Raw genomic sequence first — 15610 nt, 5'->3', positions numbered from 1 at the left:
GAAAACAACCAGAAATAGTCTGCATCCTAAAAGGTGGTTTTACATGGATAACCTAAAAAAATCTGCAGCTATTAATTCATAATAACTGCAGAAATGAGATTGATTTATATTGTTATTTTCATACCGGCTGAAATATTAATTCGGGGAAGCGGGCTGAGAAACTTTAACTGAGAGTTCTGAAGCCTTGCCTCGGTGTTCAACAGATTATTTCCTATAATATAATACTCCAGATCACCTATGCCTAAACTGTTGTCTTTATAGGCTAAACGTACATTTAGCAATGAAAATGCCGGCATAGGAAGCTCAGGATTGATATTCTTTCCTAAATATTTTTGTTTTAAATAATGGTCTAAACTTACATTCATACTGAAGTTCTGTATACTTCCTTCCAGAGAGAATCCAAAACGGCTTGTTGGCATATTGGGCATATAATCACCATCACTCCACTTTCTTATGGAGCTGTCGGCAACACTTATATTTCTTACCAGATCATAATATCCGCCTATCTCCCACTTTCCTATTTTTCCAAGATCTGTTTTATAAGTAGCTTCAGCTTCAATTCCATTGATTTCTGTGTCATCAGAACGCCATTCTTTTACAATAAAAGTATTTCTGGAAATTCCGGTATGGGCAAGGTAAATATAATTTTTATAAGAAGTATTGTACCAGCTGGCTGAGACTCTTAGGTTTTTCAGATTAACTCCAGCCCCGATTTCAATGGTGTTGGCTGTTTCCTTATCCAGCTTGTCATCACCATTTTCTTCTGTCAGGATCGCAAAATGATTGTTTCCTGAATACAGTTCATTCACTTCGGGAGCTCTTTCTGAATGGTTGTACTGTACTTTCAGATATCCTTTTTTAAAAATATTCCATTGTGCGGAACTATGAAATTGGTGAAGCGTGAAATCTCTGTCGCTGAGTTTTCCGCCCGAAAGCCCTCGGCTTCTGACATACTTATTATCTGCTTCCGCTCTACGTTGCACATGATCATTTCTATACCCAAGATCAAACTGAATGATATTAAAATCAAGATGCTGCATCGTAAAGATCCCAATTTCACGGCTTATAGTATTAGGCAGATATCTTTGGCCTCCGGTTCCTTTCATATCTCTGTATTGTACTTCAAGACCTGTAGTTCCTGTGAGAAATTTCAATTTCTGCTGTGTGATTTCCAGACGTCCATTGTGTTGGTTTACAGCAAACTGATTGGCACGGTAACGGTCCAGAAGTTCTGCGTTTTTTGAAAATACACCCATATAATTCAGTTTGATGCTTGAAATCGGAGAATGGGTAAACTTGTAACCGGATTCAAACATAGCTTTATGGGATAAGCTTCTGATATTAATGGGACTATATTCTATTTTGGGTTGTGGTTTTCCATGGCTATGTTGGGGAATTTTAGGGATGGCATACCCGGGAACTCCAAAATAGGAATAAGAATTCTGATAAGCCCCTCCCGCATACAATGATTTTCCAATATAACTGGTTCCTACATAAAATGAATTGCTTTCCGAATGACTGTTGGGTATCACTCCATCTTTTGTTTCCACATAATCCTTGATTCCGTTTACTTCACTTTTATAACGGTCTTTCACGGCATCCTGACCAGGAACATACAGATCATTCTTTGGATTGGGATAATGTTTACCATCAGCAGGATTGTAATACGTAGAACTGAAGGTGTAAAGATCATCTTCAGAGAGTTCATATTCGATCATGTGATCCTTGGCAAACTGGCTGATGTAAGGAAAAAGACTTTTATTGAGTACGCGTCTTGAATTTACATCGATCTGGCACAACGACTGTAAGATACTGTTGAAACCGACAAGATCCGGATCATAGCATCTGCTGTCTTTTGATTTTCCGGGAATTCTGACCATTTCCTGCTTCTGATTGGATGCTCCTACCGTCCAGACCCAGTTTTTAGCAATAACTCCTTTCGCTGAAAAAGCTTGTCTTTGTCCACTGTTGCTTCCGCCTTCAAGAAGACCTTTTATATTGATCTTTTTAGCCGGCAATTGTCTTGCGATATAATCCGTTTCAATATCTATGGCTCCTCCAATAGCCTTTCCTCCATATAAAACTGATGCAGAGTTTTTATAAACAGTGATACTCTGAACATTGTTCATCTCTATATCCGTATTAAAATCAGGGCTTATCCCGGAAAGATCATTCACTGCTGTTCCGTTTTCCAGTATTTTTACCCGGTTTCCGCTTAGGCTTCGGATCACGGGAGCACCGGAATTCGGTCCGTATCCCGAATTTTGAATTCCTGGAATTTTACTCAATGTTTCTCCCAGGGTATTGGATTGAATAAAATCCAGTTTTTTTCTTGAAATATTTACGGTGTTATAATTAGATTTTCCCTGTACTTGTACAGACTCTATGTCTTTTACAATTTTTTTTTCAGGGGTACTTTTCTGAGCTTTCAGAATGGATGGTGAATACATAAGTGTGCCACCCACCAAAAAATAAACAGTCCTTTTCATGTGCATATACTTTAATGATCCGGCAAAGCTAGAACATTAAATTCATTAATGCAACAATGTTGCTTTATTGGTTTTTATTGAAAGCGCTGAAAAAAATTTAATCATCTGAAAATAAATGTGTTATGAGATATTTTGCGGTCTATAAGGATATAGAAAAACCGCTCTGAAAAGAGCGGTCTGATTTTTTACTGTGAATTTGCTTACTGATTAGCAAGTAGAACCGCACTCAAGTAATTTGATGTGGACTACACCATTAACAACACATTGTGTTTGGCATAAAGCGTTAGTTACAACAGTGCTTACACCGCCTACTACTCCACCTACTGTAGATCCTACGCCAGATACAACACCTCCAACGATAGTACCTACACCGCCTACTACTCCACCAACTACACCTCCTAGTCCACCTAGAAGACCGCCGATTGGATCTAGTAATCCGTTACCTGAAATAGCTTTTAATTCGTTTCTGTCCAATTTTTTTAAGTTTTTCATAACTATAATTTTATATGATTATTACATCACGAATATATGAATAATAACTTTACAATTGCAAATTATTTTGAATAAATTAATTATAAGTTTTTATTATTTAATATTTCATTAATATAAGTGTATTTTAATAAGGATATAATTTTCACTTATATGTGATTGATTTTCTAAAAGTTAAAAATGATAACTCAATTTGTGGAATTTAGAGTTATTATTTTTGCATTAAATGCTCTTTATTGGTATTTATTTTTCAATGGCTATAAAGCCTCTGTAATTTGCCTATAAACAGGCTTCAGATAAGGTGAAAGTTGATCGTTTGAAGTCTTCAGATAGAGTAATTTTTTTAAAAAAGATAAAAGGAAGATAAAATTTGTGTTCTTCTTGTGGTAAAAACCATTCTGTTCATTGATAACGGAATCAAATTTTGTATTTTTGCTGACATACTTATATCAATGTCAGTTTTTTCAAATAATATACGCTTTTTAAGAGCCAGGAGAAAGCTCTCCCAACAGAATGTAGCCGATGAATTATTGATTTCAAGAGTCCGGTATTCAAAATATGAAAACGGAATTTCTGAACCTCCTATCGAGTTGTTGGTAAAAATCTCAAAATATTTCCATGTAAGTATTGACCTTATGCTGTCTGTAGATATTGAGAAGCATCCGATAGATGAAATGCTAAAGCTTCCGGATAACAGAATTGTTCTTCCGGTTGCGGTAGATAATCATGGAAATGATACGATAGAAATTATTCCTCAGAAAGCTTCAATGGGATATCTGGAAGGTTATAGCGATATAGACTACATCGAAAGTCTTCAGCGTATTGCTCTTCCTTTTCTTACCAATGGAAAATACAGAGCTTTTCCTGCAGATGGGGATTCTATGCCCCCGTTCAGAAATGGGTCTTATATTGTAGGAAAATATGTAGAGGGAATCAATGAGCTGAAACAAGGCAAAACCTATGTTTTCGTTACCTTAAATGACGGAATTACCTATAAGCGTTTTAAAGAAAGAAAAGAAAATGCCATCTGTGTAAGTGCTGACAATTCGTTTTATGAACCTTATGATATTCCTTTTGAAGAAGTAGTGGAAATATGGCAGTATGCTTCAGGAATTTTCCCTGAAGATTTTGAACCGGGAGATTATGAAAGCTACAATTTTAAAGAAATGTTCCGTGAACTGAGACAGGATATCAGGAACCTTGACAAAAAGGTTTCTGGCCGTCGTCGTAAACAATCTTAATACTTATAATATTTATTAATATACTCCCGGTTTTTACTCCGGGAGTATATTATATATGAACTTCTCTAATTACAAACGATCCGATAGTTCAACCCACACGGGAGCATGGTCACTGCTTTTTTCCCACCCCCGTACATGACTGTCTACTCCACCGGAAGTCAGTCTAGGCTGAAGATATGGACTTAATAGGATGTGATCTAATCTCATTCCTGCATTGCGGTCGTAGGCTTTATACAAATAATCCCAGAAGGTATAGACTTTTTCGTCGGGGTAAAGACTTCGTACAGAATCAAGCCACCCTTTTTTCTGAAGATCTTTAAATGCTTTTCTCACTTCCGTTCTGTATAGCGCATCATTTTCCCAACGTTCAGGTTTATAAACATCCATAGGTTCGGGAATGATGTTAAAATCGCCGATAAGGATAGCAGGGAGTTCCATTTTGATGAGCTGGTTGGTTCGTCGCTTAAAACGTTTAATCCAGGATAATTTATAATCAAATTTAGGTCCGGGATAAGGATTTCCATTGGGAAGATACAAACAGCAGATGACCATTTGATCAATAATAGCTTCTATATAACGGCTTTGTACATCGTCTGTGTCACCCGGTAAAGCTCTTTGTACCTCGGTGATTTCTTTGTTTTTTGCCAGTATGGCTACTCCGTTCCAGCTTTTCTGCCCTTTCCATATCGCCTGGTATCCTGCTTTATTGATTTCCTGTACAGGGAAACGTTCCTGTGGGGCCTTTAGCTCCTGAAGGCAGACGATGTCTGGTGAAGCTTCCTTCAGCCATTTGAGTAAAACAGGAAGCCTGCCGTTGATTCCGTTTACGTTATACGTTGCTATTTTCATGATGAAGCTTTTTTAAAAAATCAATTCTTTTTTAATTACGACAATAATTATTCCATCATAAATATCTATTATTTGATGTTTTGTGGAATAATAATCTCAAAAAAGTAAGTTTTAATAAATAATCTCTGGGTTGAGAGATAAAAGTTCAATATATTTGTAATAAAGATGTAGCTCATTAATAATAAACCTCGATGAAAAGATATCCGACCTTTTTATTAGCTTTACTTTTTCCAATTACGCTATACAGCCAGCAGAATCTTACTGCTGATGAATTATTTGTTAAAGCCCGTACCACTGCTTTTGAGCAGAAAGACTATGCTACATCTATTGCCCTGGCAAAAGAGGCTTTGGAAAAAGCTCCCAATTATACTGATATTTCGGTTTTTTTGGGAAGGCTATATACCTGGAACAAAGATCTGGCTGCAGCAAGAGCTGTGTTTGAAGATCTCGGAAAAAGAGAGGTCCGGGATGAAGACTATTTTCTGGCGTATGCTTCATTGGAATATTGGAATGATCAGAATACAAAGGCTATCGAAATTATAGATAAAGGACTTTCTTATCATTCAAAATCTGAGACATTACTGTTGTTGAAAGCAAAAGTATATTTTGGAATGGATCATTATGAGGAAGCTGATAAAGCGATAACCACTCTATTATCTATCAATCCAAAAAATACAGAGGCAAGGGCTCTTGCAGTAAGAATCAAGGATCTGTCTTCTAAAAATGCTGTCGGAATTATTTACAACTATTCCCATTTTGACAAGCAGTTTGATGACGACTGGCATATCGTGGGCGTAAGTTACAAAAGAATTACACCTATTGGTTCTGTGATCCTTCGTGGAAACTATGCGAACAAATTTGCACAAGGCGGTACACAGATTGAGTTGGAAGCCTATCCGAGACTTTCCAAAATGTTCTACCTTTATGTAGGCGGAGGATATTCTGATGATGTAGGTCTGTTTCCGAAATACCGTACCGGAGTTTCCCTGAATGCCAATCTTCCTCACAGTTTTGAGGCGGAACTGGGCTACCGCCAGCTTCATTTCAGCAACAGCATCTGGATGTATACTGCGGCTGTAGGAAAATACTATAAAAATTTCTGGTTCAACCTTCGTACTTATATAACGCCTGACAGCAAAAACATTTCCCATTCTTATACAGGAACGGTACGTTATTATACTAAAGGAGCTCAGGACTATTTTGCTTTTCAGATCGGAACAGGAATAAGTCCGGAAGAATACCGAAATAACCTTTTGGAAAATGAGACCTTTAAGCTTAAAACCTTTAAAATAGGTGCAGAGTATAATTTCTCTTACCGCTCCGTCAATCTTTTTTCTGTAGGAACGATGTATTATAACCAGGAATTCCGTCCGGGTGAAAAAGGGAATCAGTTTGATATTACTTTAGGCTATACCCGAAAGTTTTAAAACTTTGACTTTGTTTTTTTCTTAAAGTTGACCATTACCGAATCCGGCATCAGTTTTTTCGTGGAATAAAACTGAGCATTCATGCTTTTATACTGATTGAACCTGCCGTTGATTTTACCCATGGCTGCAGCATCATTGGAAGCATCTTCTTCCATATCCTTAAGTGTGAAAAGCTGTCCGTCATGGATATAATATTTTTCAGAAACAAAATCTATAAGCTGGTTTTTACTCTGCATCATAGGAATTCCGGCCTTGCTGATTTCAGAATCTGCAGAAAAGCCACGTCCTACCCATGTAACTGTAGAAGGGGTATTGATTTGATAATTATTTCTGTAGTACGCCAGAATGGAAGGCGCGATATCAAAATGACTTACTGTTTTATAGAATCGCTTTGATTCTTTTAATAACGGCGAATAGATTAATAAAGGCACATGGAATCTGTCAATTTTAGATTCTAAGGTTATTTCAGGCATACTATGATCTCCTGTAATGACAAAAATTGTGTTTTTGAAATCAGGGCGTTTGCTGTAATTTTCAAAGAAACCTTTCATCGCATCATCAGCATTCAATACGGAGATGAGCTGATTTTTGTGAGCGGCTGCCCACTTTTTCTGTTCTTTGGTTAAAATCCCTGAGTTAAGTCTTTGGTTGTACAACTTTTCATAATAATCCTTATTGTTGATTAAAAAAGGATTATGGGTTGAAAGCGTAAGTATCATATTGAAATACGGTTGATTCTGTGCTTTCTGCTGCTGTTGCATTTTACTTAAAACAGCCTGATCTTCATATCCCCAGCTCTCCCCGTTGTTGGCAGGAAGTTTACGGTAAGGACTGCTGAATGAGGCTTCATCTACGATATGATCTACTCCACTGTACTCCAGAAATTCACGGTAGCGGTCAAATGATATATGGCCTCCGTAATAGAATCCTGTTTCGAATCCGTTCGCTTTAAGGATATTATAAAGATTGAAATTCTCTGGTGTTTTTTCTATTTCAAGGAACCCGTTTTTTCCAAAAGGAAGAGACCCCGTCAATGATGGTAATGCTCCGAATGTTCTTCCTGCTGAGCTTAAACTGTTTTCCCAATACAACCCTTTACTGGATAAAGAATCAAGATAAGGGGTGAAGTTACCGATATATCCCTTCGGCGATGTATACGCATGTCCGAAGCCTTCCATCACAAGAAAAACAAGATTAGGAACTTTCTCGGATTTGTGCATATAGAATCCTAAGAAATCCGGGGTGTTTTCTTTTCTCCAGAACGGAAAGTTTTTGTCGATCATTTCTGCATTGGCAGTAAAATCTTCATTATCGCTCAACAATTCTGTGAGTTCCGGATGATCGCTGATGAAATTATCTTGGTTGGATTTAAAGAAATAAGCCCATTTACTTTTTGCTGCATTTTGGTTAAACTCAGTATCAGAATTCAAAACTTTTGCTCCTGCTAGATTGGAGGGAATAAAGAATGCTGCTAACCCGAAAACCAATAGTATCATTCCCGGATAGATTGATTTTAAAGCGGTTTTACCTGCAATCCATAAAGGAACAAGGGAGGCTGCTATCAAAATTCCCAATAATGCAAAGTTTTTGAAGTTGAGCATTCCGCTTGCCTGTAAAATCTGCTTCATCTCTTCTTTGCTATAGTATAAAAGGTCTGCACCCAATACATTACGGCTTTCAGAAAAATATAGGAATAAGATATATTGTGTAACGGTTACAACAACCAGGGTTAGTACTCCCAGAATTCTTGCCCAGCCTTCTTTGATAAAATTAATAATCAGATATATAACTCCGACACAGAATGTCAGTTGCAGTGCAAATAAGATATTTTCAAAGAAAAGAGGGCCAATAATGGCTGATGTTTCAAATTTGGGAAAGGTATATTTGTACCATAGAGATTCTGCGGTTACTCCTATTAAAAATAATGCAAAGAAAACCAACGCCAGCATTCCCCATTTTTTGATTCCCGCCTGAAGAATAGCATATATCCTTTCTTTCAGAGGTAAATGCTGTGTGCTTTGGTTGAAACCTTGTCTTGTCATTTCGCCCCAGCCATGAGATTTTTTGAAATAATCTATAAATCCGTTAACTCCTGCTTTTACTACAATGGGATGAAAATAAAAAGGTTCGGAAAAAGCAGTGAAAATTAATCTAAAGAAGTCTTTTCTTTTGGTGTAAACCTGATGGCTTACGAGATCTACCAGTATCGCATAGATGGAATATAAAAATCCCATTGAAATCACAAGGGCGAACAGAACGATAAAGAACGGCCAGTTGATAATTCCCAGCAATAAAAAGATGATAAAGATAATATAACCTGAAAATTCGATGAGCGGACCGAGAAATTCAAAGAAGAACCAATAAGGAAGGCTGATCATCCCCAGCTTTTTATACTTTGGATTGAACATCATTTTTCGGTGTTTCCAAAGGGTTTCCATGGTGCCGCGCATCCATCTGTTTCTTTGTTTTCTAAGAATATCTTTGGATTCAGGAACTTCTGTCCAGCATAGTGGATCCGGAATAGTAAGTACTTCGTAAGGCTCATTTCTTTCCTCCATGTACTTTCTCATTCTTACCACCAGCTCCATGTCCTCTCCCACTGTGTTTTTATCATAGCCGCCGCAGGCCAGTACAATTTTTCGGTCAAAGACTCCAAAAGCACCGGAAATCAGTATCAATCCAGATGCTCTGGACCATGCCATACGTCCAAGTACAAAAGCTCGAATGTACTCCAATGCCTGTGTTCTTCCCAGAAGAGATTTCGGCATATTGACACTTACTACTTTTCCGTTTTCAATAACGCAGTTGTTGGCCAGGCGAATCACTCCACCGCAGGCAATGAACTTTTTATCAGTTTGCTCCAGCATTGGTTTTGCGAGCTTTAAAATCGAATCCTGCTCCAGAATACAGTCAACATCAATGCAGACCAGATATTCACCGGAGGAAATATTGACGCCAACATTTAAAGCATCCGCTTTTCCTCCGTTTTCTTTATCAACAACAATCAGTTTTTTGAAGGCCGGATTTTTACTTTTATACACTCCTCTTACCGCATTGGTTTCTATTTTTCCCTGAATAAAATAAGCTACAGACTCAAGTTCGTAAGCTTCGATCAGCTTTTGAATGGAATCATCCTTACTTCCGTCATTTACAATGATAATTTCAAGATTATGATAGTAAAGAGATAAGAGGGAACGTACATTTTCCACAATGGTCATCCCTTCATTATATGCCGGAGCAATAACGCTGAATACCGGAGCGTTGGGATTGGCCGCAATAATACTGTAATCTGTGAATGTATTTTCTTTTTTATAACGCAATACAGCACCAAGCGCATAAATTCCTATCCAGCCATAGATAAGGGTTACTGCTGTTCCGTAAATCAAAAACAGCCAAATAACAACTTCATAGATGATGTGTGAGAATTCTAACATACTTTTTCCTGTAATGCGTATTTAATAATTTGAATGAGTTCTTCTGAAGAGGTTTCTTTTTGGGATATTTCTGCCAGGTATTCCTGTTGCTCCAAAGCACATAAAGCTTCTGCTGCATGCACTTTTATTCCTGAGTCTTGGTTATTTAATAATTGATCTTTCAGAAAATCTGTACTGTATTGGTCTTTCGACTTTTTCATGACTTTCAGAATCTCTTTCTGTACTTCAACCGGCTGATCGGGATATATTTCCATAAGATGAGCTATGGTGGAAGAATTTTCCAGTGACAATAAAGTTTGTACGGTCTGTATTCGTACATCAACAGAAGAATGATCCAGGAGATCAATTACTGTAGAATAGAGTGATAATATCTGAAATTTCCTTAAGAGTTTAAGGGTGAAAATGACTACGGATTCATTAGAACTTTTCATCCAGTTTTTAATATCATCCCCTGAGTTCTCGGGAATGTTGTTGATCGAAATAAGCAAACGAAGCTGCTGCCATTCTGATATTATGGAGGAAATGCTGTTCAGGAAATGAAGACCTTCGAATCCTTTAAGGTTAACCATCGCATATTGAGCCTCCTGATACACCTGAGTTGAAGGATGGGTTAAAAATGTAGAAATTTTTGGCAATGCTTCTTCCACATGCATCGCTGTAAGTTCCTGTATTCCTCCTGCAATGATATGTTCTTTCTTTTGATTCAGCTTTTTCAATGCTTCTTCCTGAAGTCCATATTCACGGAATAAGTCTTTGATTTTATTTTGTGCTGCTCCGGAAAATTTTTTCTCAGATTCTGCCAGTTTCTGAAGGAACAGATTTCTGAATGAAGGACTGCCGGAAGTTACTGAAAAGGTAGTGTCTGCAGGCATTTCCTCTTCACCATATACAATCACTTCTGAGATTTTTTTATTGATCACTTCAGACCATCTGAATGACTGAACAGATTCTCTGTACTGATAAAAGCTGTAAATCAGTACAACGATGATCAGTAAGAGTACTAAAGACAGCATTCCCAGAAAAACAAGAAAAAGAAAATGCACAGAAGTGGTGAGAAACATGGTTGCAGTTTATTTTAAAGAAAATCTTTTTATTCTTAATGTTAATTCATTGGGACTGAATGGTTTCACAATAAAATCAACAGCTCCGAGGTCAAAGGCATTCAGTACTACTTCTTCCTGCCCCATACTGGAAAGCATGATCACCGGTATCTGCTTGCCCATTGTTTTAATAGCCGAAAGTATTTCAATTCCTGAGGCAAACGGCATCATAATATCTGTGATGGCCAGATCTACATCTTTGGTTTTAAGGGTTTCAATAGCGTCTTTCCCGTTTCTGGTCAGGATCACTTCATGTCCTTCTTTTAATAATTTGTGTTCAATCGTTTTTAGAATCAGTTCGTCGTCTTCGGCGATTAGAATCAGCATAATTTTAGTTTTTTTATTGTATTAGATTTTTAATTAATTGTAATCCTGTTGTTATCTCCCGGATAATTTCTTCTTCCATGGAGATAAAATCCATGTCAGGATCTGCTTTATTTTCCCAGCTGGCAGTACGTTCTGTAAGTTTTACCAATCCTGCTGTTCCTGCTGTTCCTTTAAGCTTGTGAAGAATCAGTTTCAGATTGGCACTGTCTTTTTCTGCTGTGCTTTTTTTGATATTCTCTTCAGCCTGAGTAAGCTGATCTACTACAAGATCTAGGAATATTTTTCTGAAATCCTCATCATCATCGCCTATCTGTTCATTCAGGATATTTATATCGAGGTAATTTTCCTGATGGGAAGAATCTTCAGCAGGGCTATTATTTTCGTTAATGATATACTTTTTAAGCATTTCCAGCAGATCTGCCTGTCTTAAAGGTTTAGGTAAGAAGTCATTCATCCCGGAATCCAGACATTTTTCTTTCTCTCCCAGCACATTCCCTGCTGTTACTCCAATAATCGGAACATTGGAATATTCCGGGAGTAAGCGGATTTGTTTGGTAGCTTCAATGCCATCCATTACCGGCATCTGAACATCCATTAAAATGATATTGAATACCTTTTCTTTACACTGCAAAACCGCCTGAAGTCCATCCGTAGCTTCTGTAAGCTCTGCATCCGGAATCAATGAACGCATCATTTTGTGATTAAGAACCATATTGACAGGGTTGTCATCTACCAGTAAAACCTGCGGTGCCTGCATCAGTATGGAGGTTTCTGTTTCAGGTTGTTGAATGCTGGTTACCTCTTTTTCAGTATTTTTTACAGCTCGTCTCAATGTTTTATAGAGTTCTTCAGACTTGATAGGCTTCAGCAGGAAGAATGAATTGTTTTCCTGACGGAAAGAATTGATCACATCATGTTCCTCGGAAGACGTGTGGAGAATAATCAAAGGAGAAGATTCATTTTGTTTGCTGAACAGTTCTTTGATTTTTTCTATCGTTTCCAGTCCGGAAATAATAGGCATATGGTAGTCCATCAGAATAACATCAAAACGCTCTCCTGCAAGTAATATCTGAAGAGCTTCCATTCCATTGGCTGCAAGCTTCGAATCTATATTTTTATAAGCAAGCATGTGCTGAATGATAATTCTGTTGGCTTCATTATCATCTACAATAAGTACTTTGTTTATTTTCAGATCTTCGTCTTCATGACGATCAGATATCTCATAAGGAACTTCTAAGTCAAAATAGAAAACAGATCCTTTTTGGGGTTCGCTCACCAATGATAGTTTACTTCCCATATATTTCAGAATATTATTGGAAATGGTCAATCCGAGACCCGTTCCTCCATACGTTTTACTGATAGAGCTGTTTTCCTGCGTAAAGGCATTGAAAATATGGTGTTGCTTTTCCTTAGGAATACCAATTCCGGTATCTCTTACAGAAAATCTAAGTTTGATATTCTTGCTGTCCAGATTTAGTTTTTCTACTTTAAGCTCTATTTCTCCCTGTGCTGTAAATTTCACGGCATTTCCAAGAAGGTTGATCAAAATTTGTTTCAACCTTGATTCATCCAGCCAGATGGTCTCAGGAAGTCCCTGTTCGATATTGAGGAGTAATTCTATATTTTTTTTCTGTGACTGGTAAAGGATTACATTGATCACCTGGCTTACCATGTCATAAATATTGGATTTTTCAATGATAAGATCCATTTTTCCGGATTCTACCTTGGAGAAATCAAGAATATCGTTGATGATATTCAATAAATTCTCCCCTGATTCATTGATGTAATTGAGGTATTGAGTCTGTATATCATTCAACGGTGTTTTTAAAAGAAGGTCGGAAAAGCCAATAACACCATTCAGCGGAGTCCGGATTTCATGGCTCATATTGGCTAAGAATTCAGACTTTGCTTTGCTGGCAATATCTGCCATTTTCTTGGCATTTTTCAGTTCACTATTGATTCTTACGGAGGGTGTAATATTCTGTGCAGAAACAATAATTCCTCCTATAACATTATTGGAAAGATACCATGGTGTCACTTCTACACTGTAATGCTGAATGATTCCTTTACCCGGAACTTCTATGGCCATGTCTTCATTTTTATAGGCCTTTCCTGCCAGTGCATCCAGATATATTTTTAATCTCTCATCCGGTACATTGGGTGAGATTTTAAACATGTTCTCTCCAATAAGTCTGATGTCATTCATCTGAAACTCATCTTTCCAGCTTCTGCTTACGGAAACATAATTGAGATCTTTATCAAACATGGCTACTGTAGAAGGTACGTATTTTACAAAAGACTGCAGCATAGCTTCTTTTCTGGCCAGTTCAAGGTAGATATTTTTGAAGGTATCAATATTCTGAATGATTCCGTAGACTCTCGTACATACTCCATCTTCAAATTCCGGTATACCTTTTACCCTTACCCAGATCATCACGCCGTCATTTTGTATAAGCTGTAATTCTTCATCGTAGGGAACGCCTTCTTTTACAGCCTTTTCGAATAAGGATTCCAGCTTTTCGCGGCTTTTTTCACTGTAAAAACCCAGTGCATTTTCAAAATCAGGCTGAAAATTTTTATCTATTTTATGAATTTCCCGGGTGGACTGCGACCAAAAAACCGTGTTGTTTTTCAGGTTGACTTCCCATCCTCCCACCTGGGCAACAGCACTGGTTTGTTCCAACATCTTTTTGGTATGAACAAGATCTTTTTCCAAACTTACTCTTTCCGTAACATTCAGTGCAGTGCTCACCACATAAGGTTTTCCTTCTTTGTTGATTTCCACAAGATTATGGTACATCCAGATCATTTCCTCACCTCCTTTTGCTTTCAGGATCATAGTCCCGAAATCTTCATGGTTCTTATTAATTCTTTCGAGATATTGCTCCAGAAGAGGCCAGTTTTTTTTAGGAACAAGATCTTTTAAATTTAACATTTCTACCTCTTCAGCAGAATATTGAAGGGTTTCTCTTCCTTTTTCGTTGACCGCAATGATATTTCCTTCCATATCATGCATACTCATCAAGCCTATAGCGTTTTCAAAGAAGCTTCTGAAGCGGCGTTCAGAGCTTTCAAGTTTAAGCTTTTCTTCGATGCGTTGGGTGATATTAATTCCAAAACAAAAAATCTCTGAATGATTTTGATTGAGCTTTAAAGACCATTCAATAATGATCGTTTGGGTATCATCTATTTTTGTTGAAGTTGTAAATGTTACTTCTTCATCCGTATTGGGAAGGTTTTTGGAAAGTAATTGGAGCTGAGAATTATGATTCCCTATCAGATCAAGAAAATTCTGGCCGAGAATCTGACCTTTATCCATTTGAAAAGTCTTTTCAAAAGCCGGATTACTCTCTTTCAGTGAAAAGTCTTTATCCAGAACACAGATCAGGTTATTGGAAATGGTAAAAGTCTGTTGAAAATATTCAGCCTGAATATTTTTCCTTTTACCCGTCAGAATTTTTGTGATTGCGTCTCCTATTTTTTTCAGAGTAGATATCTGGTCTTTTGTGATGGTTTTAGGTTTATAGTCGATAACGCAGATCGTCCCCAGTACAAAACCTTCATCGTCAATCAACGGAACTCCTGCATAAAACCGGATTCCACCCGCCAGAATAAGTGGATTTTCTGATGATCTTTCATCCAATAATGTATCATTGATGACCAGAATTTCTCCACTTGCTATTGAATATTGGCAGACCGTATTTTTTCTGTCTACAAAATCAAGAGCCATTCCCACGCAACTCTGAATGGTCTGGGTTTCGCTTTCCATCATAGCAATAAGCGCTGCAGGACAGTCTGTCACCAGACATGCTGTTTCTGCAAAAATGTCTAACTGGGGATCTTTTTCAAGGTTCAAAAGATCAAAATACTCCAGTTTCTTCATTCTCCCTTCTTCATTCGCAGGAATTGGATATTTCTTCATATATTATGTCAACAATTAGAGACTTTTCTTTTTTGATTATTAAAAAATGATAATCAAGGCATTAAAGTTTATATTTTAAATATTTTTAAGTGCTTTAAATTATTATTTTAATAAGTAAACCAAATTACGAAATTATTTCGTATTCCGTTACAGTAAATTTGATAATAAAGCTATATGTGTATTTATTTAAAATTTGCCGGCAAAAGTTTTAAGTAAAGAAGTACCATCTATTATGAAGATAAAAGTACCTTGTCTGATCGTAAAATCTGTTGTATAATACACTTTAAATGTGAATATTTTTGAAGGGAGAACATTCATTATTACAAAAAAAG

The 15610-nt window shown here is 37.1% G+C and carries 9 protein-coding genes; 2 read left to right on the top strand and 7 right to left on the bottom strand.

The window, feature by feature from the left end:
* Window positions 1–104: 104 nt before the first annotated feature.
* Both DEU39_RS05295 and DEU39_RS24290 read right to left on the bottom strand, forming a co-directional pair.
* Entirely contained in the window at window positions 105–2489 is a 2385-nt protein-coding gene (locus DEU39_RS05295; protein WP_120232199.1) for a TonB-dependent receptor, read from the bottom strand.
* A 207-nt stretch (window positions 2490–2696) separates the two neighbouring features.
* Complete coding sequence (locus DEU39_RS24290; RefSeq protein ID WP_062669384.1) at window positions 2697–2981, bottom strand: bacteriocin-like protein; 285 nt, start codon at window positions 2979–2981, stop codon at window positions 2697–2699.
* A 449-nt stretch (window positions 2982–3430) separates the two neighbouring features.
* Here DEU39_RS24290 and DEU39_RS05285 point away from each other — a divergent pair, with 449 nt between their 5' ends.
* Complete coding sequence (locus DEU39_RS05285; RefSeq protein ID WP_062669386.1) at window positions 3431–4219, top strand: XRE family transcriptional regulator; 789 nt, start codon at window positions 3431–3433, stop codon at window positions 4217–4219.
* Between the two features lie 69 nt (window positions 4220–4288).
* Here DEU39_RS05285 and xth read toward each other — a convergent pair whose 3' ends face one another.
* Complete coding sequence (gene xth / locus DEU39_RS05280) at window positions 4289–5068, bottom strand: exodeoxyribonuclease III (protein ID WP_120231191.1); 780 nt, start codon at window positions 5066–5068, stop codon at window positions 4289–4291.
* A gap of 191 nt (window positions 5069–5259) precedes the next feature.
* Here xth and DEU39_RS05275 point away from each other — a divergent pair, with 191 nt between their 5' ends.
* Window positions 5260–6495 (top strand): YaiO family outer membrane beta-barrel protein, encoded by a 1236-nt coding sequence (locus DEU39_RS05275; RefSeq protein WP_120231190.1) that lies wholly within the window; start codon window positions 5260–5262, stop codon window positions 6493–6495.
* Here DEU39_RS05275 and DEU39_RS05270 read toward each other — a convergent pair.
* Genes DEU39_RS05270 through DEU39_RS05255 form a run of 4 tightly spaced genes read right to left on the bottom strand, consistent with a single transcriptional unit; the run spans window position 6492 to window position 15278 of the window.
* Window positions 6492–9929 carry a sulfatase-like hydrolase/transferase gene (locus DEU39_RS05270; RefSeq protein WP_120231189.1) on the bottom strand — a complete coding sequence of 1146 codons (3438 nt, stop codon included), beginning with the start codon at window positions 9927–9929 and terminating at the stop codon, window positions 6492–6494. The two genes, DEU39_RS05275 and DEU39_RS05270, sit on opposite strands and share 4 nt — an antisense overlap.
* Window positions 9923–10990 (bottom strand): HEAT repeat domain-containing protein, encoded by a 1068-nt coding sequence (locus tag DEU39_RS05265; RefSeq protein ID WP_120231188.1) that lies wholly within the window; start codon window positions 10988–10990, stop codon window positions 9923–9925. The genes DEU39_RS05270 and DEU39_RS05265 overlap by 7 nt, the downstream gene beginning before the upstream one ends.
* A 9-nt stretch (window positions 10991–10999) precedes the next feature.
* Complete coding sequence (locus DEU39_RS05260) at window positions 11000–11356, bottom strand: response regulator transcription factor (protein ID WP_062669396.1); 357 nt, start codon at window positions 11354–11356, stop codon at window positions 11000–11002.
* A 13-nt stretch (window positions 11357–11369) separates the two neighbouring features.
* Entirely contained in the window at window positions 11370–15278 is a 3909-nt protein-coding gene (locus DEU39_RS05255) for a response regulator (RefSeq protein ID WP_120231187.1), read from the bottom strand.
* Between the last annotated feature and the right edge of the window lie 332 nt (window positions 15279–15610).

The organism is Chryseobacterium sp. AG363, assembly GCF_003610675.1.
Taxonomy (GTDB): domain Bacteria; phylum Bacteroidota; class Bacteroidia; order Flavobacteriales; family Weeksellaceae; genus Chryseobacterium; species Chryseobacterium cucumeris.
This window is presented reverse-complemented; position numbering and strand designations above follow the sequence as displayed.